Raw genomic sequence first — 24,452 nt, 5'->3', positions numbered from 1 at the left:
CTCCCCGTTAAACCCAAGGCCGCCCGTTAAACCCCAACTAGCTCGCAGTTGTTGTCGTTATGAGGGCTCAAAACGACAACAACTGCGAGTCAGTTGGGTCGAACTGCTAGCGGACCAGGAAACCCGCTTCGCGAATCGCTGCCTTGACCTGGGCGATCATGTCATCCGGACCGAAGTGGAAAACCGAAGCTGCCAGAACGGCGTCGGCTCCTGCTTCCACTGCGGGCGGGAAATGCGCCGGTTCCCCAGCGCCGCCGGAGGCGATGATCGGGATGTGCACGGCTGCACGGACCAAGCGGATGAGTTCGAGGTCGAAGCCGTCCTTGGTGCCGTCAGCGTCAATGGAATTCAGGAGGATCTCCCCCACACCGCGGTCCGCGGCTTCCTTGGCCCACGCAATGGCGTCGATTCCGGTTCCCTGGCGTCCGCCGTGGGTGGTCACCTCGAAGCCGGAAGCCGTGGGCTCGGAACCGGGCCTCGTCCGCCGCGCGTCCACCGACAGGACCAGCACCTGCGATCCGAAGTGGCGGGTGATCTCGTCAATGACGTCCGGGCGCGCGACGGCGGCCGTGTTGATGGAGGCCTTGTCCGCGCCGAAACGCAGGAGCTTGTCCACCTCAGCCACCCCACGGACACCACCACCGACGGTCAACGGGATGAAGACTTCCTCGGCGGTGCGGCGAACGACGTCGAACGTGGTTTCCCGGTTGCCGGAGGACGCCGTGACATCAAGGAACGTGAGCTCGTCCGCCCCGGCATTGTCGTAGCGGTGCGCCAGCTCCACGGGGTCTCCGGCGTCGCGAAGACCCTCGAAGTTGACGCCCTTCACCACACGGCCGGCGTCGACATCTAGGCAAGGGATGACACGTACTGCTACAGCCATTGCTACTCCTGGATTGTCTCGTGTCAGATGCGGCAGGCGTGGATGCTGCTGACCAGGATGGCGCGGGCGCCGAGGTCGTACAGCTCATCCATGATCCGGTTGGTTTCCTTTTTCGGAACCATGGAGCGGACGGCAACCCAATCCGAGTCGCGCAACGGCGATACGGTGGGCGATTCGAGACCCGGGGTGAGGGTAGCGGCTGCTTCCACGAGATCCTTGCGGATGTCGTAGTCCATGAGGACGTACTGACGGGCGACGAGCACGCCTTGCAGGCGCCGGATCAGGACCTCGATCTCCTTCGCGGTACCGTTTGCGGCACCACCCTCGCCGGTGCGGCGGATCAGGACGGCTTCGGACTTGAGGATGGGCTCGCCGAAGATCTCCATTCCGGCAGCTTTGAGCGTGTTGCCGGTTTCGACGACGTCGGCGATCGCGTCAGCGACGCCGAGACGCACGGAAGACTCCACGGCGCCGTCGAGGCGGACCACCTTGGCCTTGACGCCGCGCTCGGCGAGGTAATCGCGTAGGAGGCCGTCGTAGCTCGTGGCGAGGCGCTTGCCTTCAAGCTGCTCGACGCCGGAGAAGTCACCGACCGGACCGGCGAAACGGAAGGTGGACGCGGCGAAACCAAGGGGAAGCAGCTCTTCGGCTTCGACCTGCGCGTCCAGCAGGAGGTCGCGGCCGGTGATGCCGACGTCGAGCGTTCCTTGGCCGACATACACGGCGATGTCGCGGGGGCGGAGGAAGAAGAACTCAATGTCGTTGTCGGGATCGACCATGACCAGTTCGCGGGTATCGCGGCGCTGGCGGTATCCCGCCTCGGACAGCATCGCGGAGGCGGCTTCGGACAGGGATCCCTTGTTGGGGACGGCTACTCGCAGCATTGGAGACTTTCTTGGGGAGTGGAAGGGGATGTTTCAGGCATTGTGCTCACGGCACTGTGCTCACACAAGCACGGGGCTTTCACAAGCACTGTGCTCACACAAGCACGGGGGCCACGCTGGGGCTCCGGTGGGACCTTGTCAGGTCCTGACGGAGCGGACGTGGCTAGAGATGCTTGTAAACGTCTTCCAGGCTCAGACCCTTGGCGAGCATCAAGACCTGCAGGTGGTAGAGCAACTGGGAGATTTCCTCGGCCGCGGCTTCATCGGATTCATACTCTGCAGCCATCCAGACTTCGGCGGCTTCCTCCACGACCTTCTTGCCGATGCCGTGGATTCCGGAGTCCAATTCGGCGACGGTACGGGAGCCTGCCGGACGGGTCGCTGCCTTTTCGCTCAGTTCTGCGAACAGCGTCTCGAAATTCTTCACGCCCTACAGCCTACTTGCTCGGGGCCGGTGACCGCCTGTCGGGTCATTGCATGACGGAAGGGATGTGAGCGAACGCACAATGTGCACTGGTACGCCCGCATCCCTTTTCGTCGATGAGGCCAAGCACGTAGCCCCGGATCCTGGTTCCCAGCATAGCGGGGCCGCTCCGTCCGAGCTGTATCAGGAGGTCGTCGTTAGCCCGCCGTCGTCGAGATCGCCGGAATGCGACCCGCTCGCCGGAAAGCTCGGGCGAGTTGGCACCGTTCCGGCGAGCTCGCGCCGAAAGACCCACCAGGGGCGGCCGCCGTCGTCGGGATCGCCGGAACGCGCCCCGCTCGCCGGAAAGCTCGGGCGAGTTGGCACCGTTCCGGCGAGCTCGCACCAAGTGACCCCTCATGGGCAGTCGGCCGTCGTCACGCCGATAACCAGGAGCACCACATTGAGCACGACGGCGGGCGTTACCAAAAGCTCCGGGGCGTTGAACAGAATGCCCAAAGCCAAAGGTGCTAGGTGTATTGCTTGAGGGTCAGTGCAGTGGCGAGCGCGGCGGTCACGGCTTCGTGCCCTTTGTCCTCGGACGAGCCTTCCAGTCCGGCGCGGTCCAGGCCCTGCTGCTCGGTGTCGCACGTGAGCACGCCGAAGCCCACCGGCACGCCGGTGCGGACGCTGACTTCAGTAAGTCCCGACGTCGCCGCCTGGCACACGTAGTCAAAGTGCGGCGTACCTCCGCGGATGACGACGCCAAGGGCAACGACGGCGTCAAAATGCGGCGCGAGCCGTGCGGCCGCAACGGGAAGCTCAAACGCCCCCGGCACGCGCAACACAGTGGGCTCGGCGATACCGGCTTCCTTCGCCGCGCGCAGCGCTCCGTCGAGGAGCCCGTCCATTATCTGGGTATGCCAGCTGGCAGCCACGATGGCGAGCTTCAGCCGCTGGGTTTCCTCCGGGTTGAGGGTGGTGAGGTCGATGGTGGGGGCGCCGTGTCCGCTCATGGGTGTGTGGTAATCCGTTCAGTCTTGTTAGTACGGTTCAGTCTTGTTCGAGGTCAAAAGTGCTGCCAGAAGCATGGGTACCCGCTGGCTCGGTGTCACCGAGGGTCAGGCGGTGGTCCATGCGGTCCTTCTTGGTCTGAAGGTACCGAAGGTTTTCTTCACGGGACGGGACCTCGGTGGGCACCATCTCGACCACCTTCACGCCAGCCGCGGCAAGCCGGTTCTGCTTGTCCGGGTTGTTGCTCAGGAGACGGATCTCGTGAAGGCCCATTTCGGCAAGGATCTGGGCGGCCGCCTTGTAGCAGCGGGCGTCAACCGGGAGCCCCAACTGCTCGTTGGCCTCGACCGTGTCGAATCCGGCCTCCTGCAGCGCGTAGGCCTTGATCTTGTTTGCCAGGCCGATGCCGCGGCCTTCCTGTCCGCGCAGGTAGAGCAGGGTACCGCCCTCTTCGCGGATCAGCTCGAGGGCGTAGGCCAGCTGTTCGCCGCAATCGCAGCGGTACGAACCGAAAACGTCGCCCGTGAGGCACTCCGAGTGGAGGCGCACCAGCGGGGCCTTGCCTGTCCGGGGTGTGTTGGGCGAGCTCACCGCGAGGTGCTCCGCCCCGGTTTCAAGGTCGATCCACGCCTGTGCCACGAACTCACCGAAGGCGGTGGGTAGCTGGACAATCGGGCCGCCGCTCACCGGATGCGGTGCGCGCGCGGCCGTGCCGCCGTCGTGGGTTGTCGCTGTGGTCATCGCTGCTCCTCGTTTCCTGCCGGAATTGCAACCTGGTGCTCAGCCTCCGACGCTGCAACATAAGCCACGAGGTCCTCGATCGAAATCAAAGGACATCCATGCTCGGCAGCGAACTCCTGGAGGCTGTCCAGGCGCATCATTTCACCATCGTCATGTACCAACTCGGCGATCACGCCCACCGGGGCGAGTCCCGCAAGCCGGCAAAGATCGACTGCGGCTTCCGTGTGTCCCGGACGTTCACGCACTCCCCCCTTAACGGCCCGGAGCGGAAAAATATGCCCGGGCCGGGTGATCGAGGATGGCGTGCTGCTGGAATCAGCCAGAATCCGGGCCGTCAGGGCCCTGTCCGTGGCGGAAATACCGGTGCTCACGCCCAAAGCAGCATCGCAGGACACCGTGTAGGCCGTGCCCTTGGCGTCTTCATTGACCAGGACCATCGGCGGCAGCGCCAGGGCATCAGCCCGCGACCCCTCGAGGGGAACGCAAATGACTCCCGAACTGTAGCGGATGGTCCAGCCCATGAGGGCAGGCGTAGCGTGTTCGGCGGCGAAGATGATGTCGCCTTCGTTTTCGCGGTCTTCATTGTCCACGACAATGACGGGACGGCCGGCTGCCATGGCCTGCACAGCCTTCTCAACGGGATCTAGCCCCTGGCGCACCACGGTGGTACCGCCGTTGTGTACGGTGCTCACAGGGCAGCCCCACCGGAAGTTGCTGAAGCCCGGAAGGACAACAGGCGCTCGGTGTATTTCGCGAGAACGTCCACCTCAAGGTTCACGCGCCCGCCTATGGCCTTGGCCCCGAGCCCGGTTTCGTCCAGCGTGGTGGGAATGAGTCCAACTTCAAACCAGGGGTTCTCTTCTTCGGCCGGGCTAACGGCAGTGACGGTGAGTGAAACGCCGTCGACGGCGATCGACCCCTTTTCGGCGATGTAACGTGCCAGCGGAGCTGGCACGCCGAAGCGGAGGCGGTCCCAGTTGCCCAGCGACTCGCGCTCCAGAAGCTGCCCGACGCCGTCGACGTGGCCCTGCACGACGTGACCGTCCAAGCGGCCGCCCGCCTGGACACAACGCTCGAGGTTCACAGTGTCGCCCGCGGCCAGTTCGCCGATGGTGGTCCGGACGAGGGTTTCGCCCATGACGTCTACACTGAACTCCCTGCCGTCGATATCCGTTGCGGTGAGGCACACGCCGTTGACGGCGATGGAGCCGCCCAAGCCAAGCCCTTCAGTGGTGCTCGGGGCCATCAGGCGCAGCGTCGCGCTGGCCTCGCCGTCGTGCTCGACGGACAGGACCGTGCCCTGTTCGGCAACGATTCCGGTAAACATCAGTGTCCTCCTGTGGTGGTGTCCGAGGCGTCCTTGCCCGGAAATGGTTCATGGTGTTCGGTCTGCGACTTAGTCCACGCCGGCTTGTTTCCGTCCGATGGTCCCGACCTCAAATGCAGCCGGAGGTCGCGACCCAGTGCGTGGACCGCACCGCCACCGGCGTCGTCCCAGTTCCAGTGCTGGGCGTCGGCGAGGGTGGAGATGCCGAGATCCATCAGGGCAGGTGTACCGGCGCCCAACAGGGTGGGCGCGAGATAGACGATCAATTCATCCACAAGACCCGCGGCAAGGAAGGCGCTCAGGATGCGGGAGCCGCCCTCCACCATGACGTGCCGGACGCCGTCGGCGAACAGCAACTCCAAAGCCTCGGAAGGGTCGCGGGTTGGCAGTTGGATGAACTTGCCGTCAGTCCCCCGCACCGCGGCATCCGCAGGGACCTCCCGCAGCCCCATGACGGCCCGGAGTGGCTGGCTTTGCGATTCCTCGCCATCCGCTTCTCGCGCCGTCAGCCGCGGGTTGTCCACGAGGACGGTTTCGGTGCCCACCAGAATGGCGTCAATCAGGCGGCGCAGTCCGTGGTTGTCTGCCAGCGATTCCGGACTGGAGATCCATTGGCTGGTCCCGTCCGCGGCCGCGATCCTGCTGTCCAGTGTCTGGGCAATGTGAAGCGTGACGAACGGGCGCCTTGCCTCTACCGCATTGAACCACTCGCGGTTCAGCTTCAAGGCCTCGTCGGCGGCGAGCCCGGACCGCACGTCCACACCGGCAGCACGCAGCCTGGCGGCGCCTCCTGCGGCGGGATCGTGGGGATCATCGACGGCGTAGACCACGCGCGATATACCGGCGTCAATGATCGCCTGGGTGCACGGTCCCGTGCGCCCGATGTGGTTGCAAGGCTCCAAGGTCACCACCATGGTTGTCCCTGCCAGGTCGAGGCCTTTTGCCCGCGCCTTGGCGATCGCATCCGCCTCGGCGTGTGGCGTGCCCGCGCCGCGGTGGTAGCCGGTGATGAGTTGCTCTCCGTTGGGCCCGAGCACAACCGCTCCCACCAAAGGATTGGCGCCACGGTGTCCCCGGAGGGCCACGTGCAGTGCGGTCTCCATGGCTGCGGACTCAGCGTCAGGGAAATTCAGGTTCAAGACGTCGCTCATGACAGGGCTCCTACAGTTTCCGGCTCGGCCGTTGGCCTGAGCGGCCGGCTTTCACGTCGGTCCGCGCGCCACCAGACAAAGAATCCGGCAAGTGTGAAGAACCCGTAAAAGAGGTACATAAAGGCGCTGGCAAAGTAACCGGCGCTGAATAGCAGCGGAACTCCCACGATGTCCACGGCAACCCAGATCAGCCAGAATTCGGTCCAGCCGCGTGCCATTCCATACGTTGCCAGGAGGGAACCCATGAAAGTCCAGGCGTCTGCCCACACAGGCGGGTAGGAACCCATGGAATCGAAGACGGGAGTCAGGGCGGCTGTTCCCACAATCATGGCGGCCACCATTCCGATCCGCACTTTGGGGCTTGCCCAGCCGGGCACAATGGCGCGGCCGTGAGTGCCTGATTGGAGGCCCTGGCGCCAGCGGTACCAGCCGTAGGCGGCGACGCTGATGAACATGATCTGGCGTCCGGCCTGGCCCCAAAGGGTTGCCGGCGAGGCGGCACCGAAGACGTTGCCAAGAAAGACCGTCAGCAGGAGCAGGTTGCCTGCGATCCCGATGGGCCATGCCCAGACTTTGCGGCGCATGCCGCCCAGGGCGCTGGCGAGCCCGAAAATATTGCCTAGCACTTCGCGAAGAACAAGGACAGATCCGCCTACGGGAATCTGTGCTTCGAAGAGCCATCGCAGAAAGTCCATGTCGTTCCTTCCCTCGAATGCCGCGATGGCTCCGGGGGTGTACGACAGCGCAATGCCGGGCGCACGGAACGCCCAAGCATGACTGTACGTGCTTCTCCCATCCAGACTTTAACTGTCGGTACCGGAATTCCACCAGTTCAACCGTCCGCCGTCGTGATTCCCGTCAAGGAAACGCGATGGCTCGCGGGTCGCGGACTATAACCGCCGGTTCGGAATTACACCGACCCCGGAGCACGTATGTGTGTTGCTATTCTGACACAACTGGAGCCATGGCCGATGTATTCCCGGACCAATATGCAGGCAATTGCGTCATTGTTGTCACATTGCCGCGAGGCCGGCGGCGCGCAGCCGCTCAATAGCCGCTGCGGGGTCCGCATGGCCGTAGACGGCGGAGCCGGCCACGAACACATTTGCGCCGGCCTCGGCTGCCCGGACAATGGTCTCCTCCGTGACACCGCCATCCACCTGGATTGCGACGCCGATACCGGAACCTTCGATCGCGGCACGCGCCCGCCGGATCTTGGGCAGCGTCACGTCCAGGAAGGACTGCCCGCCGAAGCCCGGTTCCACGGTCATGATGAGGAGCATGTCCAGTTCGCTGAGCATGTCCAGGTATGGTTCCACCGGAGTGGCCGGTCGAAGGGCCATCCCCGCCTTCGAACCGCGGGCACGGAGCTCACGGGCAAGCTTGATGGGAGCCATCGCCGCTTCCGCATGGAAGGTCACGGAAGCCACACCGGCGTCGGCGTAGGCCGGCGCCCAGCGGTCGGCGTCGGCGATCATCAGGTGTGCGTCCAGCGGGACCGGGCTCACAGCCTGGATCCGCGCCACAACCGGCAGGCCGAGCGTCAGGTTCGGGACGAAATGGTTGTCCATCACATCGACGTGGACGGCGTCGGCGTTGCTGATTCTTTTCAGCTCGGCTTCCAGGTTCACGAAGTCCGCGGACAGGATGCTCGGGTTGATACAGCACTCAGTCAAGGCAGTTCCCTCAGTGTTGGTGGCGGTCTGGTGGTTTTGGCAATTCTCCAGCTTAGGCACGCGGGACTTTCAGCCGGGGAAAGGCGCCGAAGGTTACGGCTTCTTCCGGATAAGCGCCAGGAACATCGCATCAGTTTGATGCACGTGCGGCCACAGTTGGGCGGTCAATTCGTGCCCGGCGCCCAGATTCCCGGTCAGGCTGACCGCGTCCAAGGCTGCGCCGGCGTCGATCTGCTCCAAGTCGTCACGCTTGCGCAGGACATCGCTGACGACGGCGGTGGTTTCGGCCGGGTGCGGGGAGCAAGTCACGTACGCCACCACTCCGCCCGGCTTGACGGCGTCGATGGCCGAGTTGAGCAATTCACGCTGCAACGGACCTAGATCGGCAAGGTCCTTGGGGGTCCGGCGCCAGCGTGACTCGGGGCGGCGGCGTAGCGCGCCAAGGCCGCTGCAGGGAACGTCCACCAACACGCGGTCGAAAGTCTCCGGTTGTTCCTTGCCGACGTCGCGGCCGTCGCCTACCCGCACGGTCCAGGCATCCGCCGGAACCGCCGAGAGGGCTTGGCTGACCAGCTTTGCCCGGTGTTCTGCGGGTTCATTGGCCAAGAGGGTCGCACCTTCTTGACGGGCGAGGGCGGCCAGCAGCGCGGCCTTCCCTCCGGGACCGGCGCAAAGGTCAAGCCACTTCTCGCCGTCCTTGGCGTCCTGTCCGAGGTCCACGGCCGCGACGGCGCGGGCCACCAACTGGGATCCGACGTCCTGGACGCGCGTGGTGCCTTCGCGGATGGAGGACATGCGCCCGAGGTCGCCACCGCTGGACAGCGCCGAGTCGATCACGAGTACGCCGGGAGTGGCCCCGTTCTCCACGGCTTCATCAAGATTGCCGATGCCGGGCAGTGCCACCAGGTTCACCACGGGGGCCGCGTTGTCGGCCTCGAGCAGGTCGGTGATTTCGCTCGCGGGACGGCCATGCATGACGAGCGACTGGCGCAGCGCCCTGACAATCCATTCCGGGTGCGCATGGCGCACGGAGGCGATCCTGGTCTCGTCGGTCTCGTTTTCCAGCAGGTGGTCGAGCCACTCGGGCAGGGTCCTTGCGGTGACTTTTCGGAGCACCGCGTTGATGAGCGACGACGGGCCGGCTCCGATGACCGCGCGGGCCAACCCGACAGTCTGGTCGAGCGCGGCGTGGGCAGGAACACGCATGGCGAGCAATTGGTGGGCACCAAGTCGCAACGCATCAAGGACTGCCGGATCGAGTTGGTCGAGCGGCCGGTCGACACACTTGGCCAGGACGGCGTCGTACATCCCCTGACCGCGCAGTGCCCCGTAGCTCAGCTCGGTGGCGAATCCGGCGTCGCGCTTGTCGAGGTGGTGGTGGCGGATCCGCGACGGCAGCACGAGGTTTGCATACGCGTCTTCCGAAGCGACTGCGCGCAGGACTTCGAACGCCACCAATCGTGCAGGATCCGCGCGCCGGGTCCGTTGGGACGGTGCGTTGGTAGTGAAACCGCGCTGCGGGCCCCTGTTGCGTTCGCGGCCCTGGGCGTTGCGGTTGCTTTCGCCGCGGGGGCCGCGGTTGCCGTGGCCCCCGCCATCCCTGTTCCCGCTGTTATTGGGGCCGCGCCGGCCGGACTCATTCATTCGAATTCCACGCTTTCTGGTGTTGCCAAACCACGGGCCCAATCGGCCGACGGCATCATCTTCTTGCCCGCAGGCTGGATCTTCCCGAGCTGTACTGCGTGGGATCCGGTCCCGACCAGGACGTTCTTTCCGTCAACCCGGACCCGGCCGGGTGCAAGGTCCCGGGTGTCCGGGCGCAAACCGACGGGTTCGAGCTTGACGCGCTGCCCGTCGAGCATGGTCCACGCTCCCGGTTCGGGCGTGACGCCGCGGGACCTGCGGTTGATGGCGAGGGCCGGTTGCGTCCAGTCGAGGCGGCCGTCGTCGAGCGTCAGTTTGGGAGCGAGTGAGACGTCGCCTTGCTGGGGCAGGGGGGCCGCTTTGCCGGACTCGACGGCGGATAGTGTCTGGGTGAGCAAGACCGCGCCGCTGAGCGAAAGCCGCTCCAGCAGCTCGCCCGCCGTGTCTTCGGGGCGTACGGTTTCCGTCAAAGTCCCGAAAACCGGCCCGGTGTCGAGGCCTTCTTCCAGGAGGAAGGTGGCCGCCCCGGTGATGTCGTCACCGGCGATGACTGAACGTTGGACCGGTGCGGCGCCGCGCCAGGCCGGGAGGAGGGAAAAGTGGAGGTTGATCCAACCGTGTCGCGGTACTCCGAGCGCGGCCTTGGGGACAAGGCCCCCGTAGGCAACGATCGCGGCAACGTCCGGCTCATAAGAAGCGATCCGCTCAGTAGTCCCGGCATCCACCTTGGAGGCATGGATGATATCGATACCGAGTTCAGCCGCACGTGCTGCCACCGGCGACGGCGTCAGGATCCGTTTGCGACCGGTAGGGGCATCCGGCCTGGTCAGCACCGCCACGATCTCGAAACCCGCCTCGATCAGCGCATCAAGGGAAGGGACTGCGACAGCCGGGGTGCCGGCGAAAAGCACCCTCATTCGGCAGCCCCGAAACTGCCGAAGCTGGAGCCCACAGTGTTGGCCCTCTTGGCGGTGGTCCGTTCAGTCACGGAGTGGTAGTTCGCCGCGCGGATGGCTCGGAGGGCGGTTTTCCGGTCCTCACCCTCCAGGCGGTCCGTGAAAAGGATCCCGTCCAGATGGTCGGTCTCGTGCTGGAAACAGCGGGCGAGCATGCCCTCCGCCTCGACGGACACGGGATTGCCGTTCATGTCCACGCCGGTGGCGCGGGTGGTCCTGCGGCGGCGAACCGGGAACGCGAGTCCGGGAATGGAGAGGCAGCCTTCTACCTCGTCAGGCTGGAAGTCATCGCTGTTTTCGAGCACAGGGTTGATGATGTGGCCTTCCACGCCGCCGATCCGATAAGTGAAAACCCGCTGGCTGACACCAATCTGCGGGGCAGCGAGCCCTGCACCGTCCACATCTTCCATGGTCTCGGTCATGTCCGACACAAGTTTGGCGAGCTCAGGCCCGAAATCCGTGACTGGATCAGCAACCGTGCGGAGCACGGGATCGCCGATGATACGGATACTCAATATGGCCATGTGCTGTCTTTCCTCACGATCGGCGAAGCTTCGGTCCCCGCAGAAGGGGGCCTAAGCTAGTTTAGTTGAGCCTGCGGGCGCCGCGGCGGCAGGGTACGACGGCGGAGCTACGGCAAGCAGCGCCGTTCCGGCTGCGGCCACATCGGCAGACATCTCCCACACCCGCTTCAAGGCGCAGAACTTCCACCAGTGGTGCTTGAGAACGTCCGGGTTCGCCCGCTGGGGACGCACTTCGGTCTCGCCGATAGCCACCGCAAGCAGAACGGGGTTCTCCCCGTATCTCCACGGCTCCCACTCCCCCGCCACAGGATCCACGAGGCTTTCCTCGGCCTTCATGCCCGCAACCAGTTGCATCACCACTTTGTCGTCGAGGGGTTTCACTGTTCCATCGCGGGTGGTGCCCTTGCTCTTGTAGTCGATCAGGCAGACCCTGCCGTTGATTTTGGCCACGAGGTCCAGGGTTCCTGCGTAGCCAACGCTGGAGTTCCACACAGTGATCTCGGGCGCAATGGGCTCCACCTGGTACAACTCCCACCACTCATCGAAGCGGGCCGCGAAGGCTTCTTCGCCATTTGAAGCGAGCTCTTCGCGCGTTTCCTTCACGCGGTCCGCGCGTCCGAGGGCGCGGAGGGCCACTTGCTCGCAGTAGTTATGCACGCGGTCGCCACGGCGTGCAGCGTCGTCCCGGTAAACTTCCGCAGCCTTGGCTGCCTTGTTGACGGCCTGCCTCATCTTGGCAGGGCTGGAAAGATGTTGCGGGAGTTCCGGGTCTTTCGCCAAGCTGCTGGCACCCATGTAGCCGAACCAGCCGTCCAGGGAGTGGGCCTGCTGGCCGATCACGGTGGTGATGGAAGGGACCGAGAAGGTCTCGGACGTGGACCGGGCATACATCCGGCCGTATTCGGTGGCATGGGCAAGCAGTGGATCTGTCATAGGAAAACTCTTTCACACACCACTGACAGGAAGATGCAGAGCCTTGGTGGCTGCCGACAGGACTTCACCGCCCCGCCCCGTAATTAATAGGGCCCTCGTGCATGGCGCACAGGGTTCTTTGATTCCCGGTGCCATAATTGGTCACGTCCTCGGCTACGGGAGCAAAACTTGGTCCTCGATATAACAACACTGCGAGTGGCCCTTGGCGTGGTCGCTCTTACCCTGCTCCTCCTGTTCTATGCATCCTTCAGGCGCACGCGGTCGTCCTACAACGGGTGGTGGTGCATCGCCCTCTTGTTCTTCCTTGCTGGAAACCTGGCCTTCCTTCTCAACGGGACGCCACATCAAGTCTGGGCAAATCCCTCGGGCAACGTCCTCTTGGTGGGCGGAGCGCTGAGTGTGTGGACCGGCGCCCGGTCTTTGAGGATGTTGCCGCCGCCGAAATGGCAGTTTGCCACGGCGTGTGGAATCACGGCCCTCGCGTCCGTATTGGAAAGCCCTGGTTACAACACCTGGTCCGGGGGCTTGGTATATCTAGGATTCATGACGCTGGGCATCGCGTTGGCGTCCCGCGATCTGTGGCTGCTGGATTCCAGATACTCCCATGTGCACAAGTCGATGGCCTTGGCCGCGGGATTCCTGGCCGCTTACTATTTCTGCCGCCTGTCCGTGTACCTCGTCGAAGGACCAAACGGCCCGGATTTCCGCATGTATTTTGGCCCATCGATGGCAAGCTTGGTCACGCTGATACTTCTGGTTGCCGTCTCTTTCAGCATGACCGCCCTCAGCAACGATCAGTTGATCAACCGGCTCAGCGAACGCGCCGCGCGCGACAACCTGACCGGGCTCCTGAACCGTGGCACTTTCATGGACCTGGCTACGAAGGAACTCCAGCGCCTGCAGGCCACAAGCTCCGTCGCTTCCTTGATCTTGGCCGACTTGGACCACTTCAAAGCGATCAACGATGAGTACGGTCATGCCGCCGGGGACGCCGCGCTTCAGGCGTTCGCGGCTGCGTGCACCGAGTCGGTACGATCCACCGATTTAGTTGGGCGATATGGGGGCGAAGAGTTCATCTTGCTCCTGCCGGGCGCCAGCCAAGAGCGGGCCGAAAGCATCGCGGCCGACATCAATCGCTCTTTGGCGGCAAGCAAAGACCTCGACGACATCCACATTCCAACGGTGAGTTACGGAGTCACCTCAACCGAGTTCGACGCCGTCGACCTCACCGCGATGATTGCCGCCGCCGATGCGGCCCTCTACGAAGCCAAGTCACTCGGAAGGAACCGGGTGGTCAGGGCAGCGCCTCACGCATGAATCGGGCAACGAATCCCTGAGCAACGACAAGAGGTCCTGTGCGGAACATGAACAATGTTCCGCACAGGACCTCTTCTTGGTGGGCGATACTGGGTTCGAACCAGTGACCTCTTCGGTGTGAACGAAGCGCGCTACCACTGCGCCAATCGCCCGTGCACAAGAAGACTAACCGACCCCGGCCGGAATTCAAAAACCGGGAGAACGTCGGGAAAAGTCCCTCGGGAACTCACCGAGCGCTGAGCAGCGTTCCGAGTCGAAACCCAGGCGCGTCACGGCCCAACGAGCAAGGCAACTACCGAGAAAAGACACTCGAATCACATCGGTGTAACTCGCAAAATCCGCGCCAATTCAAGGATCTAGCGCCCATTGCCTACGATTCGGACAGATCGATTTGGAGTTTCCCGGAACCTCCTATAGAGTTTTTACTCGTCGGAAAGCGACGGAATGCCCTCTGCGGGCAGGCCGTCGAAGAAGACTATGCGGACGTAGCTCAGCTGGTAGAGCACCACCTTGCCAAGGTGGATGTCGCGAGTTCGAATCTCGTCGTCCGCTCGCAGGACACTGTCACGGCATTGACTTCTTGGAACCCCAGGAATCGTGCTTACACGGTGGGTTGGCCGAGAGGCGAGGCAGCGGCCTGCAAAGCCGTATACACGGGTTCGAATCCCGTACCCACCTCGGTGAAAACCTTGGTTTCCGGTCCCAGCCGGATTGCATTTGGGCGATTGGCGCAGCGGTAGCGCGCTTCCCTGACACGGAAGAGGTCACTGGTTCGATCCCAGTATCGCCCACCAAGGCAAGGCAACTTGCTTGTTGATGAAAGTCTGGCCCCGCCGGAGTTCATCATGTGCGGACGTAGCTCAGCTGGTAGAGCACCACCTTGCCAAGGTGGATGTCGCGAGTTCGAATCTCGTCGTCCGCTCTCGTATTTTAAGGTCCCGGCAACGGGCCGGTCGGCTTATGCCGATCCGGGCGATTGGCGCAGCGGTAGCGCGCTTCCCTGACACGGAAGAGGTCACTGGTTCGATCCCAGTATCGCCCACCAAGGCAAGGCAACTTGCTTGTTGATGAAAGTCCGGCCCCGCCGGAGTCCATCATGTGCGGACGTAGCTCAGCTGGTAGAGCACCACCTTGCCAAGGTGGATGTCGCGAGTTCGAATCTCGTCGTCCGCTCCAATTCCTCGAAACCCGGCCAGTATCGCTGGTCAAAAGCAGTAAGACGTTCCAAGCAGCTCCGCCGGAGCTGCTTTTTTTGTGCCCGCAGACGCCCCACTGCTGCGATATGCGTCTAGGAGTCGTTTGACATTCCAGTCAAATTTTCCCTTGGCACCTCCAAAGTCTCGGGTTAGGATCGAAAACGGAGGAGCGATCTGGCTCCGTGATTGAAGGGAGGTGCCCGTGGGATTATTTGACGATCTGAAGGGCAAAGTTCAGGACCTCGTTGGTGGCAATGAAGAAGCCATCAAGGACGGCATCGAATAGGCCGCCGATTTTTATCGACGACTAGATGCGGTTCCAAGAGCCGCTTCCGAGTTCGTGGGTAACCTCGACGGTTTGCTGAAAGGGTTACGGCCTGGACAGCTCCCTCCGCCAACGAGGCTCCGTAGCCGGTTCCACCGGCCAGAGCTCCCGAATACAGTTACGTCAACGGGGCACCGGTCCCGCCGCGAGGCGCCGCCGGTGCCCTTGGCGTTTAACCGCCATCGCCTCGGCAGGCGAGCCGCGGCTCCGGTAACGTGAGGGACTATGCCAGCGTCACCTCTCCACACCGGACAGTCACGTCCAGTTTCCGCTTCCCTGCAGCTCTCCCGCACGCTTGTGGCTGGAATTGTGACCGCGCTGGTCGGTTTCACTTCATCCTTCGCAGTGGTGCTCGCAGGCCTCAGGGCGGTCGGGGCCACACCGGAACAGGCCGCCAGCGGGCTCCTGGCCCTCACCCTCACCTTCGGGCTCGGAGTGCTCTGGCTTTCCTGGCGCTCGCGCGTGCCCGTCACGCTTGCGTGGTCGACGCCCGGTGCGGCTTTGCTCGCTGGAACCGGAGTGCCCGACGGCGGGTGGCCGGCCGCCGTCGGGGCCTTCCTCATCGCTGGTGTGCTGATCGCCCTAACGGGGCTCATTCCGGCCCTCGGAAAGTTCATGGCGAAGATTCCGACGGCCCTCGCCCAGGCGATGCTCGCCGGGGTGCTTCTGTCCCTCTGCCTCGCCCCGTTCAAAGCCTTGGGCACCGCTCCCCTGCTGGTGGCTCCCGTGATCCTCTGCTGGCTCGTCATGATGAAGCTGGCGCCCCGCTGGTCGGTCCCTGCCGCACTGTTGGTGGCTCTCGCCGTCATCGGAATCTACATCGTGGTCAACGGCGTGAGCATCCCCACGAACCACCTGTTGCCTGAGTTGCATTGGACCACGCCGGCTTTCACGCTCAGTACGGTGGCCGGCATCGCCTTGCCCTTGTTCATTGTCACCATGGCTTCCCAGAACATTCCGGGGGTGGCCGTCCTGAAGTCCTTCGGCTACACCGTCCCGTGGCGCCAGTCCATGCTGGTGACCGGGGCAGGGACTGCGCTGGGGGCTCCCTTTGGCGGACATGCGATCAACCTGGCCGCGTTGAGCGCTGCGCTGGCGGCAGGCGAAGAAGCGGGCGAGGACAGGGGCCGGCGCTGGATCGCGGCCTTCACTTCAGGCCTGGCCTACCTCGTGTTGGCAGCCTTCTCCGCCGCGTTGGTGACGGTCGTGGCGGCGGCACCGGCAGGGCTCCTGGAAGCCGTCGCGGGCCTGGCCCTGCTGGGCACTATGGCCTCCGCCATCGCCTCGGCGCTGGCCATTGCCGAAGAACGCATCGGAGCCTCCGTGACGTTCCTGATCGCAGCCTCGGGCCTCAGTTTCGCAGGGATCGGCGCCGCGTTCTGGGCACTTACCGCCGGAATCCTCGTGCGCTGGGTCCTCAAAGACAGGGAACCCCGGGAACCCCAAAAGTAGAGTGGGCCCTGCTGCCCTAGAGTGGGGCAGCAGGGTCCCTAGGAGGGCTCGTGGATCTGGCCCTCACGCGCCAGGGCGGTCAGACGGGACACGGCGCGGAAGTACTTCTTCATGTACCCGCCGGTCATCATTTCCTCGCTGAAGAGCTTGTCGAAGGGCACGCCGCTGGCAAGGATCGGGACGTCCTTGTCGTACAAACGGTCGGCCAGCACCACGAAGCGAAGGGCGACGGCCTGCTCCGTAATGGTTTCGACGTCACGCCAGACAACCGCATCGATTCCTGCGATCAGCTTGCGGTAGCGGCTGGGATGGACACCGGCGAGGTGGTCGATCAGGCCGCGGAAGTCGTCCATGGCCACGGTCTGGCCATCGAACTCGGCGTGCATCTGCCGCTTGAGGTCTTCGGTCTTCAAAGGTGCAGGAGCGGCGGGCAGGCCGCGGTGCCTGAAGTCTTCCCCGTCGATCCTGACAACATCGAATTGGTCCGCAAGGACCTGGATTTCCCGCTGGAAGTCGACGGCGGCGAAGCGGCCCTCCCCCAGTGAACCGGGCAAAGTGTTGGACGTGGCAGCAAGCTTCACGCCGGCGTCGGCCAGTTCACGCATGAGGCGGGACATCAGCACTGTGTCGCCCGGATCGTCGAGCTCAAATTCGTCAATGCAGACAAGCTTGTAGCTGCTCAAAGCTTCCACGGTCTTCCGGAATGACAGGGCACCTACCAGGTTGGTGTACTCCACGAAGGTTCCGAAGGCTTTCGGCCCCGGAGCCGAGTGCCACAGGGAAGCCAGCAGGTGGGTCTTTCCGACGCCGAATCCGCCATCGAGGTAGATGCCGGCCCTGCCGTTGACCTTCTTGCTGAAGAGGCGTTTGAACAGACCGTCTCCGTCACCGGCTCCCACCGTCGCCCCAAACGCCTCCAGTGCCTTGACCGCTGCTGCTTGGCTCGGCTGGTTCGGATCAGGCCGGTAGCTGTTGAAGGACACCTCTCCGAACCGTGGCGAAGGGTAGAAACCCTTGAGAATCTCATCCACTGAGACCGCCGGCGTGCGCGCGGCGAGCTGTTCGATCTGTACCAATGCGGTCCGTTCTTCGTGTCGTAAGTCCCCAGCAAGAATACCGGCAATGCCACGCCCCGGGCGGACACGTGATGAAGGCCATATTTCACCATATGAACGGGGAGGAGCTTTAGTCCCCGGCCCTCGATAATGTGGGATTAATGCCGGGCACGTCCTATCGCCCGGCGCCGCCCGGTGTCAGTGAAAGTGTCAGTGAAAGGCCATACCAATGTCCTACCCCGTTGAACAGAACGAAAAGTTCGCCGCGTACTCCCACCCGGAGCGTCTGGTGTCCACCGAGTGGCTTGCCGCAGCCATTGAAGGCGGCGCGCTCGGTAACGGCAAGCTGGTTGTCGTCGAATCCGACGAAGACGTCCTCCTGTACGAGACCGGCCACATTCCAGGCTCAGTCAAGATCGACTGGCACACAGACCTGAACGATGAAGTCACCCGGGATTACGTCGACGGTGAAGCGTTCGCAGTCCTGGCAGCCGCCAAAGGCATCTCGCGGGACACCACCGTGGTGATCTACGGCGACAAGTCCAACTGGTGGGCCGCTTACGCCCTCTGGGTTTTCACGCTCTTCGGCCACGAAGACGTCCGGCTCCTGGACGGCGGCCGCGACAAGTGGATCGCCGAAGGCCGCGACATCACCACCGACGTCCCCCAGCCCGCCCCGGGCGAGTACCCCGTGATCGACCGGAACGACGCCCCGATCCGCGCATTCAAGGATGACGTCCTGGCCCACTTTGGCAAGCCGCTGATCGACGTCCGCTCCCCCGAGGAATACACCGGCCAGCGCACCCACATGCCGGCCTACCCCGAAGAGGGCGCCCTGCGCGGGGGCCACATCCCCACCGCAGCCTCCATCCCGTGGGCACGCGCCGCTGCCGAAGACGGCACGTACCGCAACCGAACCGAACTTGAGGCCCTCTATCTCGGGGAAGCCGGCCTCGCGGAAGGCGACGACGTCGTGGCGTACTGCCGCATCGGCGAGCGTTCCAGCCACACCTGGTTCGCGCTGAAGTACCTGCTTGGTTTCGAAACGGTCCGCAACTACGACGGTTCCTGGACGGAGTGGGGCAACGCCGTGCGCGTCCCGATCGTCAAGGGCGCTGAGCGAGGCTCGATCCCCGCACTCGTCGGAAAGTAGTCCGGAATCTCTGTGCTTTGCCACATTGGCGCCTTGCCGAATTGGCCCGGCCATATTGAGGCAATGGGAGCCAGACCGGTCCGGACTTGCGTAAGCTGGGAGTGATGAGTACCAATACTTTGCCCGCCGCATTGGCGGAAATTGTCGATGACTTCCAGGCGCTGACCGAGCCCGATCGCCTGCAGCTGTTGCTTGATTTCTCGCGCGGGCTCCCGGCCTTGCCGGAACGGCTGCTGGACCACCCTGAACTCCTGGAGCAAGTAGTGGAGTGCCAGTCACCCCTGTTCCTGACGATTGAACAGGAAAAGAAGCCCGACGGCGTCGCCTACCGTTTGTTCTTCAAGGCACCGCCGGAGGCGCCCACCACGCGCGGCTTCGCGGGCGTTCTGCACGAAGGCCTGGATGGGCTGACTGCCGCGGAGATCCTGGCTGTTCCGGACGACATGCCGGAACTGCTGGGCCTTACCCGGGCAATCACACCGCTGCGCATGCGTGGCATGACGGCCATGCTAGGGCGGATCAAGCGCAAAGTCGCCGCCGCGGACCGCTTGTTGTCCTGATCCGGATACCCGGGAATGGTCAAAAAACAGGCTTCACAGGGAACGCCGGCCACAGCCGTACTGGCTGCGGCCGGCGTTCCCTTCACCCTGCACCCCTATACGCATGATCCTTCGGCGGCCAGCTACGGGCTTGAGGCGGCCGAGGTCCTGGGCATCGATCCCGAGAGGGTCTTCAAGACCTTGATGGTGGACGTTGAAGGCAAGCTTGCGGTGGGCATCGTTCCGGTGAGTGGCACCCTGGACCTCAAAGCAATCGCCGCAGCTCTCGGATCGAAGAAGGCCAACCTGGCCGATCCCAAAACGGCCGAGCGACGCACCGGCTATGTCCTGGGTGGAATTTCCCCGCTGGGCCAACGCCAACCATCGCCCACGGTGCTTGACGAATCGGCGTTGACCTTCGGCACGGTCCTTGTTTCCGGTGGACGCCGTGGCTTGGACATTGAGGTGGATCCTGCAGACCTTATCCGGCTGACCGGAGCCCGGACTGCCCCGATCGGCAGCCCCTAGCAAGCGCCGGGAGCAGCGGCTCTCAAGCCGACGCCGGCCCACCACGGGGCGCAAGCCGTGGCGCCAACCATGAGCGCACCAGCCGCTCCCACTTCTTCGGATCTACGTTCCACTCTTTGGTGTGGCGCGCGCCTTCGAAGGGTTCAAAGGTGACCATGTCCGGATTCTTTTCGGCGAGGCTGGCCGAGGGTTCGTAGGGAACGTACTCATCATCCACGCTGTGGATCACCAGCGTCGGAGTCCGCAATTCGACTGCGCGGGCATCCCAGTCCATCGCCTTCAAGTCGACGGGCGCGGCCAGGCCGGTGAGGCGCCGTCCCAACGGGTGCCCCAACATCAGCTGCCCGTAGCGGCCCACGGCGTAGGGAATCCTGTTGATCTGTGCGTGGTGTGCCAGGACGTTGACCCAGTTGATCACCGGCGCGTCCAGGACCATGGCCCTGATCACATGGCGGTGGTGTGAAAGATCGGCCGTCTGCAGGCAGATCGCCCCGCCCATCGACCAGCCGAACAGGACCACTTCGTGGGCGCCATGGGCGAGTGCGTATTCAATGGCGGCATCGACGTCGTGCCATTCCGTGGACCCCAGCCCGTAACGCCCGTCCGGGGCAGACGGCGCCAGTCCGTCGTTCCGGTAGGAAACCAGCAGGCTGTCGAGCCCTAGTTCGCGCGCGGTGCGCACTGCGCGCAAGCCTTCGAGGCGCGTAGCGCCGCGGCCGTGGACCATGATCGCCCACACCTTTGCTGGCTTCCCTGCGCCTGACGGAATCAGCCATGCAGGCGCATTGCCACCCTCGACGTCAATCTGTATATCTTTCGAATCCAGGCCAAGCGCTGCCGGCGAGTCGTAAACGGCACCGCTCCACCAGCCGCGCCGGGCTGTTGCCAGATCACCGCTGTAGATTTCCTCGACTTCCCGCTGCACCGTCCGTTCCGCGGGCGAATAGGACACGATCCGTCCGATCCGCGCGAACCCTGTCCCGCCCGCGAAGTAGAGGCTGAACACCCCGTCGACGGTGGTATCCGGGGTAGCTGCGAGGATGACCTGGAGCCCATCGTCACCGCGCACCACCGCCAGCACTTCCTGGTCGGCCTCGCGCGCTGAGGGGGTAATGACGCGACGGGCGAAATAGGCTGCGAGCGCCGAAGACCCTGCGCCCAGCAAGCCGGCAATACCGCTTCCAGCAACGATCCCCGCAACGGCCCATTTGGCGCGGGCGGACATTTTCGCACCGTTCTCAACGGTTGGCGCAGCTCGGGTCTTGGATGCCATATGACCATTCTCCCGGTTGCGGGGCCGTGTTCCGGACAGCACCCCCTGCCGGTGTTTCTTCTCGGGAGGCAACGCCACGGCAAGAACAGAATTGCCGCGCCAAACCATGCCACCCGGCGCGGCTCAGGTCTACGCTGTAGCCATGAGTGATCCAATCGTCATCCTTACCGAAGAGCCTCTCGGCCCGGACGACCGCGTCAATATTGCCAAACTGCTCGACGGCGGAGACTCGCCCCTGGTGGTGTTGGTGCCCGCGAACACCGAACGGCACTTGCTGGTGGACTTCCTCGAAAGCCTTTCGATGCTTGAAGTAGCCAAGGCATTCCGGGACTTGGTCGCAGAGGCACCGGATCCCCAGTCGGAGCGGGCTCAAGCTGCGGAGGCCTTGTCGGCATCCCTCACGGCCTTGGATGGGCTGGGTGGCGGGGTCACAGGTGAAATCGTCGACGGCGGTGCCGTGGCCGGCTTGGTGTCCAAGGTCAAGGCACTCAATGCGGCACAGGCCGTGGTGGTCACCCGCCCGCATGCGATTGCCGATACCTTCCATACAGACTGGGCGAACAAGGCCCAGGACCAGCTGGGGCTGCCCGTACTGCATCTGTATGCGGGCTCGGGATTTATCGGCGACTCGTGAGCGTTGAGAGAGCATGAGCACTGCAGAAAACAGGAAGTACTTCCAGGCCGCAGACCCCTTGGCCGGGGTTCCCCTCCAGGAGGTCCCGAAGGACGGGCAATGCGTGGAGAAAACGGACGCGGAGTGGCGCGAGGAACTTACCCCGGAGGAGTTCAAGGTTCTTCGCCAGGCCGGAACGGAACGCCCGTACACGGGTGAGTATTGGGACACCCATACAGCAGGCGTGTACCAGTGCCGGGCGTGCGGCGCAGAGCTTTTCACCAGCAACGAGAAATTCGATTCCCATTGCGGCTGGCCGTCTTTCTGGGCACCGCTCGCGGAAGGCACCGTCCGATACATTCATGACCGCACTTTGGGAATGGAACGGGTGGAGGTCCGCTGCGCCAATTGCGATTCACACTTGGGACACGTTTTCGAGGGCGAGGGCTACGGCACGCCTACTGACCAGCGGTATTGCATCAACTCCGTTTCGCTCAAGCTTGTCGAGTCCCCGGCCGGGCAGTAGTCCTGGGCAGTAATCCCGGGCGGTAAGTCCGGGCCCTAGGTGCCAGCCAAGGCCAAGCTACAGGCAGTCCCCCACGGCCAGCCCTCCCCGGGCTGGATCTTCCGGGGGCTGCCGGAACCAGTTGCACAAGAGTTTCTTACGCTTGAGCCACTTTTGAATTAGTGACTCTGACTGCTTGCTACGCTCGCCTCAGAACAATAATTCTTGAGGAAAGGCACCGTCGACGATGACCACCACCGCTACCACCACCCGTCCGCGCATCACGTCGGACAACCGGGACTGGATCTCCCTGAAGGCCGCAACCACCGCCCTCCAGGCGTTCCAGGGCCAGGACGGTTCCATCCAGGATTCGCTCCACCACGAGGCTGCCAGGGAATACACAGCCACCATCATGGAGGCCATCAAGAGCCTGGCTCCTGCGTTCCCGCACGACGCTGCATACCTTGAACTCCTGGTCGAGGATTTCGGACGTTGGGCCGACGCCGGCTTCGGAGTCCCGGACTTCCTCGACTCGCTGCTGGCCTTCCAGCCGCAGGAACACCGCGAAGACGGGCTCCAGCACCTCGTGGTGTTCCCCATGTACACCCAGAACGGCAGCACGAGCCGTCTTGTGGAAGCTGTCCTGATCGAGGTGATCTGGCCCGAGTTCATCGGCGCATTGGAGGCCGGCGACTACTCCAACAAGCTGTTCGTACCCATCCGTTTCCTGGACTTCACCCCCGGGTACGACACCAATTCGGCCGTGCTCTTTCCCGAGACCGTAGCAGTGCGGGAAACACCTGCCTTCACGTGGGGCGCCATCTTCGCCGACCGCGAGGCCGCGCGCTTCCGCCGCGTCCTCAAAGCGGCCGCCGCAACGACATCCCTGCAGCTGCCCGCAGATGCCGCCGAGCTGTTGGATGACCAGGAACTCACGCAGCGGACGTTCGTCATGTGGGACCTGATCCATGACCGCACCCACATGCGCGGCGACCTTCCCTTCGATCCGTTCATGATCAAGCAGCGGATGCCGTTCTTCCTCTATTCGCTCGAAGAGCTCCGCTGTGACCTGACGGCCTTCCGCGAATCCGTCCGGATCGAGAAGGACGAGGACGCTTCCCCCGACGCCCGGCGCCACGCGAAGCTCGTCCAGTACGCCGTCATCTTCGACCGGATCTTCCGCTTTGCCATCACGGGCAACCGGGTCCGCAACTACGACGGCCTGGGCGGCCAGCTCCTCTTCGCCTGGATGCACCAGCACCACGTCCTGCACTGGACCGACAGCAAGCTCAGCATCGACTGGGACGAGGCAGCCGACGTCGTGATCGAGCTCGGCGCCCGGATCGAAGAACTGTACTGGCGCTCCATCGACCGCCCCAAGGCCGCCCACTGGCTCGCAGCGTATAAGCTCATTTCCGGTACGGTCACTCCCCACCCGGCCTCGGTCTGGGCGAAGGGCCCAGAGGCACTGCCGCTCGACGGGCCGCCCCGCGGCCTCACCGACCAGGTCCTCGACGACGAATTCCCCCTGTCCATGTTCTACGAAGCACTGGAGAAGAAAATGCGTCCCATCATCGAATCAACCACCGGTATCACCGGAACTACCGGACAGACCCCAGCCTCATGACCGGCGGCCCGCTGACTGTCGTCGTCACCGGTGGCAGCAACTCGTCGGGCATTGCTGTCGCCCGCGCCTTCGCTCTGGCCGGGCACCGGGTCTTCACGATCGGCTCGAATGAGGCCCGCATCAAGGCCGCCGCGGCCGAAGCGGGCGACGACGTCACTCCCCTGGTGTGCGATCTTTCCCGGTTGGAGTCCGTGCGCGAACTCGCGTCGGAAATCCACGGGAACACGGAAACGGTCGACGGCGTCATCCACCTGGTGGGAGGGTGGCGCGGCGCCAAGGGAATCGAAGACCAGCCGGACGAAGACTGGACCGCCCTCGAGCAAAGCGCTGTCACCACACTGAGAAACGTCTCCCGGGTCTTCTACAAGGACCTCGCGTCCTCTCCCAATGGGCGTTTCGCGATGGTGAGCTCGACGGCGGTCGCCGCACCGACCGCAGGAGCCGCCACCTACGCGGCGGCCAAGGCTGCCGCCGAGACTTGGACGCTGGCCGTGGCCGACGGGTTCCGCCGTGATCAATCTGGAAACAAGGACGAACCCACGGAGCAACACAGCGCAGCCGTCGTCTTCGTGGTCAAGTCGCTCCTGGACGCGGCGATGCGGAAGGAACATCCCGAGCGGAAATTCCCCGGATACACGGACGTTGAAGACTTGGCGGCGGCCGCCGTCGGGCTCTTCGACCAACCTGCAGCGGAACTGAACGGACAGCGCCTCCTCCTGGCCAAATAGACTGA

25 protein-coding genes, 7 tRNA genes and 1 riboswitch are annotated in these 24,452 nt (G+C 63.9%); of the genes, 15 read left to right on the top strand and 17 right to left on the bottom strand.

Annotated features, from left to right (window positions below; all coding sequences use genetic code 11):
• Positions 1-106: 106 nt before the first annotated feature.
• The 14 genes from hisF to NFJ07_RS07370 form a co-directional block, all read right to left on the bottom strand.
• Positions 107-883, bottom strand: coding sequence for an imidazole glycerol phosphate synthase subunit HisF (hisF, locus tag NFJ07_RS07435; RefSeq protein WP_234750232.1), 777 nt, complete (start codon positions 881-883; stop codon positions 107-109).
• Positions 884-906: 23 nt separating this feature from the next.
• Positions 907-1,767: an ATP phosphoribosyltransferase gene (gene hisG, locus NFJ07_RS07430; protein WP_269993473.1), complete on the bottom strand. Its 861-nt coding sequence runs from the start codon at positions 1,765-1,767 to the stop codon at positions 907-909.
• Between the two features lie 163 nt (positions 1,768-1,930).
• The gene (locus NFJ07_RS07425; protein ID WP_018778638.1) at positions 1,931-2,194 is read right to left on the bottom strand and encodes a phosphoribosyl-ATP diphosphatase; all 264 of its coding nucleotides are present in this window, start codon (positions 2,192-2,194) and stop codon (positions 1,931-1,933) included.
• Positions 2,195-2,700: 506 nt separating this feature from the next.
• A complete protein-coding gene (gene ribH / locus NFJ07_RS07420; RefSeq protein WP_269993472.1) occupies positions 2,701-3,186 on the bottom strand; it encodes a 6,7-dimethyl-8-ribityllumazine synthase in 486 nt (161 codons plus the stop codon).
• Between the two features lie 37 nt (positions 3,187-3,223).
• On the bottom strand, positions 3,224-3,925 hold the full coding sequence (gene ribA / locus NFJ07_RS07415; protein ID WP_269993471.1) for a GTP cyclohydrolase II: 702 nt from the start codon (positions 3,923-3,925) through the stop codon (positions 3,224-3,226).
• A complete protein-coding gene (ribB, locus tag NFJ07_RS07410) occupies positions 3,922-4,542 on the bottom strand; it encodes a 3,4-dihydroxy-2-butanone-4-phosphate synthase (protein ID WP_269993654.1) in 621 nt (206 codons plus the stop codon). Before ribB ends, ribA begins: the two co-directional genes overlap by 4 nt.
• 71 nt (positions 4,543-4,613) lie before the next feature.
• Positions 4,614-5,252 (bottom strand): riboflavin synthase, encoded by a 639-nt coding sequence (locus NFJ07_RS07405; RefSeq protein ID WP_269993470.1) that lies wholly within the window; start codon positions 5,250-5,252, stop codon positions 4,614-4,616.
• A complete protein-coding gene (gene ribD, locus NFJ07_RS07400) occupies positions 5,252-6,403 on the bottom strand; it encodes a bifunctional diaminohydroxyphosphoribosylaminopyrimidine deaminase/5-amino-6-(5-phosphoribosylamino)uracil reductase RibD (protein WP_269993469.1) in 1,152 nt (383 codons plus the stop codon). Before ribD ends, NFJ07_RS07405 begins: the two co-directional genes overlap by 1 nt.
• Positions 6,400-7,098 carry a nicotinamide riboside transporter PnuC gene (pnuC, locus tag NFJ07_RS07395; RefSeq protein ID WP_269993468.1) on the bottom strand — a complete coding sequence of 233 codons (699 nt, stop codon included), beginning with the start codon at positions 7,096-7,098 and terminating at the stop codon, positions 6,400-6,402. Before pnuC ends, ribD begins: the two co-directional genes overlap by 4 nt.
• An 84-nt stretch (positions 7,099-7,182) precedes the next feature.
• Positions 7,183-7,337: riboswitch (FMN riboswitch) on the bottom strand.
• A gap of 79 nt (positions 7,338-7,416) precedes the next feature.
• Positions 7,417-8,079 carry a ribulose-phosphate 3-epimerase gene (rpe, locus tag NFJ07_RS07390; protein ID WP_269993467.1) on the bottom strand — a complete coding sequence of 221 codons (663 nt, stop codon included), beginning with the start codon at positions 8,077-8,079 and terminating at the stop codon, positions 7,417-7,419.
• Positions 8,080-8,172: 93 nt separating this feature from the next.
• Positions 8,173-9,723: an RsmB/NOP family class I SAM-dependent RNA methyltransferase gene (locus NFJ07_RS07385; protein WP_269993466.1), complete on the bottom strand. Its 1,551-nt coding sequence runs from the start codon at positions 9,721-9,723 to the stop codon at positions 8,173-8,175.
• Positions 9,720-10,640 (bottom strand): methionyl-tRNA formyltransferase, encoded by a 921-nt coding sequence (gene fmt, locus NFJ07_RS07380; RefSeq protein WP_269993465.1) that lies wholly within the window; start codon positions 10,638-10,640, stop codon positions 9,720-9,722. The genes NFJ07_RS07385 and fmt overlap by 4 nt, the downstream gene beginning before the upstream one ends.
• A complete protein-coding gene (gene def / locus NFJ07_RS07375) occupies positions 10,637-11,203 on the bottom strand; it encodes a peptide deformylase (RefSeq protein WP_269993464.1) in 567 nt (188 codons plus the stop codon). The genes fmt and def overlap by 4 nt, the downstream gene beginning before the upstream one ends.
• A gap of 51 nt (positions 11,204-11,254) precedes the next feature.
• Entirely contained in the window at positions 11,255-12,136 is an 882-nt protein-coding gene (locus NFJ07_RS07370) for a cytochrome (RefSeq protein ID WP_269993463.1), read from the bottom strand.
• Positions 12,137-12,304: 168 nt separating this feature from the next.
• On the opposite strand from NFJ07_RS07370, the gene NFJ07_RS07365 reads away from it, so the two are divergent.
• Positions 12,305-13,453 (top strand): GGDEF domain-containing protein, encoded by a 1,149-nt coding sequence (locus tag NFJ07_RS07365; RefSeq protein WP_269993462.1) that lies wholly within the window; start codon positions 12,305-12,307, stop codon positions 13,451-13,453.
• Positions 13,454-13,530: 77 nt separating this feature from the next.
• Here NFJ07_RS07365 and NFJ07_RS07360 read toward each other — a convergent pair.
• A tRNA-Val gene (locus NFJ07_RS07360) sits at positions 13,531-13,605 on the bottom strand.
• Between the two features lie 327 nt (positions 13,606-13,932).
• Here NFJ07_RS07360 and NFJ07_RS07355 point away from each other — a divergent pair.
• The 7 genes from NFJ07_RS07355 (at position 13,933) to NFJ07_RS07320 (ending at position 16,426) form a co-directional block, all read left to right on the top strand.
• A tRNA-Gly gene (locus NFJ07_RS07355) sits at positions 13,933-14,005 on the top strand.
• Positions 14,006-14,060: 55 nt separating this feature from the next.
• Positions 14,061-14,131: transfer RNA gene (locus tag NFJ07_RS07350), tRNA-Cys, on the top strand.
• Between the two features lie 41 nt (positions 14,132-14,172).
• Positions 14,173-14,247, top strand: a tRNA-Val gene (locus tag NFJ07_RS07345).
• 55 nt (positions 14,248-14,302) lie between these two features.
• A tRNA-Gly gene (locus NFJ07_RS07340) sits at positions 14,303-14,375 on the top strand.
• A gap of 48 nt (positions 14,376-14,423) precedes the next feature.
• Positions 14,424-14,498: transfer RNA gene (locus NFJ07_RS07335), tRNA-Val, on the top strand.
• Between the two features lie 55 nt (positions 14,499-14,553).
• Positions 14,554-14,629: transfer RNA gene (locus NFJ07_RS07330), tRNA-Gly, on the top strand.
• 570 nt (positions 14,630-15,199) lie between these two features.
• Positions 15,200-16,426 carry a benzoate/H(+) symporter BenE family transporter gene (locus tag NFJ07_RS07320; protein ID WP_269993461.1) on the top strand — a complete coding sequence of 409 codons (1,227 nt, stop codon included), beginning with the start codon at positions 15,200-15,202 and terminating at the stop codon, positions 16,424-16,426.
• Between the two features lie 38 nt (positions 16,427-16,464).
• On the opposite strand, the gene zapE is transcribed toward NFJ07_RS07320, so the two are convergent.
• Entirely contained in the window at positions 16,465-17,502 is a 1,038-nt protein-coding gene (zapE, locus tag NFJ07_RS07315) for a cell division protein ZapE (protein WP_269993460.1), read from the bottom strand.
• A gap of 208 nt (positions 17,503-17,710) precedes the next feature.
• On the opposite strand from zapE, the gene NFJ07_RS07310 reads away from it, so the two are divergent.
• The 3 genes from NFJ07_RS07310 (at position 17,711) to ybaK (ending at position 19,701) form a co-directional block, all read left to right on the top strand.
• On the top strand, positions 17,711-18,634 hold the full coding sequence (locus NFJ07_RS07310; protein ID WP_269993459.1) for a sulfurtransferase: 924 nt from the start codon (positions 17,711-17,713) through the stop codon (positions 18,632-18,634).
• 104 nt (positions 18,635-18,738) lie between these two features.
• The gene (locus NFJ07_RS07305) at positions 18,739-19,194 is read left to right on the top strand and encodes a SufE family protein (protein ID WP_234750185.1); all 456 of its coding nucleotides are present in this window, start codon (positions 18,739-18,741) and stop codon (positions 19,192-19,194) included.
• A gap of 15 nt (positions 19,195-19,209) precedes the next feature.
• Positions 19,210-19,701 carry a Cys-tRNA(Pro) deacylase gene (ybaK, locus tag NFJ07_RS07300; protein ID WP_269993458.1) on the top strand — a complete coding sequence of 164 codons (492 nt, stop codon included), beginning with the start codon at positions 19,210-19,212 and terminating at the stop codon, positions 19,699-19,701.
• Between the two features lie 22 nt (positions 19,702-19,723).
• On the opposite strand, the gene NFJ07_RS07295 is transcribed toward ybaK, so the two are convergent.
• Entirely contained in the window at positions 19,724-20,974 is a 1,251-nt protein-coding gene (locus NFJ07_RS07295) for an alpha/beta hydrolase family protein (RefSeq protein ID WP_269993457.1), read from the bottom strand.
• 142 nt (positions 20,975-21,116) lie between these two features.
• Between NFJ07_RS07295 and NFJ07_RS07290 the strand changes: the two genes are divergently transcribed.
• The 4 genes from NFJ07_RS07290 to NFJ07_RS07275 all read left to right on the top strand — a co-directional run bounded on the left by NFJ07_RS07290 (position 21,117) and on the right by NFJ07_RS07275 (position 24,447).
• Complete coding sequence (locus NFJ07_RS07290; protein WP_269993456.1) at positions 21,117-21,608, top strand: hypothetical protein; 492 nt, start codon at positions 21,117-21,119, stop codon at positions 21,606-21,608.
• 13 nt (positions 21,609-21,621) lie between these two features.
• Complete coding sequence (gene msrB, locus NFJ07_RS07285) at positions 21,622-22,113, top strand: peptide-methionine (R)-S-oxide reductase MsrB (RefSeq protein WP_269993455.1); 492 nt, start codon at positions 21,622-21,624, stop codon at positions 22,111-22,113.
• A gap of 226 nt (positions 22,114-22,339) precedes the next feature.
• On the top strand, positions 22,340-23,719 hold the full coding sequence (locus NFJ07_RS07280; protein WP_269993454.1) for a DUF6421 family protein: 1,380 nt from the start codon (positions 22,340-22,342) through the stop codon (positions 23,717-23,719).
• Positions 23,716-24,447, top strand: a complete 732-nt coding sequence (locus NFJ07_RS07275) for an SDR family oxidoreductase (RefSeq protein WP_269993453.1) — start codon at positions 23,716-23,718, stop codon at positions 24,445-24,447. Before NFJ07_RS07280 ends, NFJ07_RS07275 begins: the two co-directional genes overlap by 4 nt.
• Positions 24,448-24,452: the final 5 nt, after the last annotated feature.

Source organism: Arthrobacter sp. B2a2-09 (assembly GCF_027587375.1).
Taxonomy (GTDB): Bacteria; Actinomycetota; Actinomycetes; order Actinomycetales; family Micrococcaceae; genus Arthrobacter.
This window is presented reverse-complemented; position numbering and strand designations above follow the sequence as displayed.

Coding starts and splice junctions, on each gene's coding strand:
- hisF (WP_234750232.1), bottom strand. CDS start 883: ATGGCTGTAGCAGTACGTGTCATCCCTTGCCTAGATGTCGACGCCGGC.
- hisG (WP_269993473.1), bottom strand. CDS start 1,767: ATGCTGCGAGTAGCCGTCCCCAACAAGGGATCCCTGTCCGAAGCCGCC.
- ribH (WP_269993472.1), bottom strand. CDS start 3,186: ATGAGCGGACACGGCGCCCCCACCATCGACCTCACCACCCTCAACCCG.
- ribA (WP_269993471.1), bottom strand. CDS start 3,925: ATGACCACAGCGACAACCCACGACGGCGGCACGGCCGCGCGCGCACCG.
- ribB (WP_269993654.1), bottom strand. CDS start 4,542: ATGGCAGCCGGCCGTCCCGTCATTGTCGTGGACAATGAAGACCGCGAA.
- NFJ07_RS07405 (WP_269993470.1), bottom strand. CDS start 5,252: ATGTTTACCGGAATCGTTGCCGAACAGGGCACGGTCCTGTCCGTCGAG.
- ribD (WP_269993469.1), bottom strand. CDS start 6,403: ATGAGCGACGTCTTGAACCTGAATTTCCCTGACGCTGAGTCCGCAGCC.
- pnuC (WP_269993468.1), bottom strand. CDS start 7,098: ATGGACTTTCTGCGATGGCTCTTCGAAGCACAGATTCCCGTAGGCGGA.
- NFJ07_RS07385 (WP_269993466.1), bottom strand. CDS start 9,723: ATGAATGAGTCCGGCCGGCGCGGCCCCAATAACAGCGGGAACAGGGAT.
- fmt (WP_269993465.1), bottom strand. CDS start 10,640: ATGAGGGTGCTTTTCGCCGGCACCCCGGCTGTCGCAGTCCCTTCCCTT.
- def (WP_269993464.1), bottom strand. CDS start 11,203: ATGGCCATATTGAGTATCCGTATCATCGGCGATCCCGTGCTCCGCACG.
- NFJ07_RS07370 (WP_269993463.1), bottom strand. CDS start 12,136: ATGACAGATCCACTGCTTGCCCATGCCACCGAATACGGCCGGATGTAT.
- NFJ07_RS07320 (WP_269993461.1), top strand. CDS start 15,200: ATGCCAGCGTCACCTCTCCACACCGGACAGTCACGTCCAGTTTCCGCT.
- NFJ07_RS07310 (WP_269993459.1), top strand. CDS start 17,711: ATGTCCTACCCCGTTGAACAGAACGAAAAGTTCGCCGCGTACTCCCAC.
- NFJ07_RS07305 (WP_234750185.1), top strand. CDS start 18,739: ATGAGTACCAATACTTTGCCCGCCGCATTGGCGGAAATTGTCGATGAC.
- ybaK (WP_269993458.1), top strand. CDS start 19,210: ATGGTCAAAAAACAGGCTTCACAGGGAACGCCGGCCACAGCCGTACTG.
- NFJ07_RS07295 (WP_269993457.1), bottom strand. CDS start 20,974: ATGGCATCCAAGACCCGAGCTGCGCCAACCGTTGAGAACGGTGCGAAA.
- NFJ07_RS07290 (WP_269993456.1), top strand. CDS start 21,117: ATGAGTGATCCAATCGTCATCCTTACCGAAGAGCCTCTCGGCCCGGAC.
- msrB (WP_269993455.1), top strand. CDS start 21,622: ATGAGCACTGCAGAAAACAGGAAGTACTTCCAGGCCGCAGACCCCTTG.
- NFJ07_RS07280 (WP_269993454.1), top strand. CDS start 22,340: ATGACCACCACCGCTACCACCACCCGTCCGCGCATCACGTCGGACAAC.
- NFJ07_RS07275 (WP_269993453.1), top strand. CDS start 23,716: ATGACCGGCGGCCCGCTGACTGTCGTCGTCACCGGTGGCAGCAACTCG.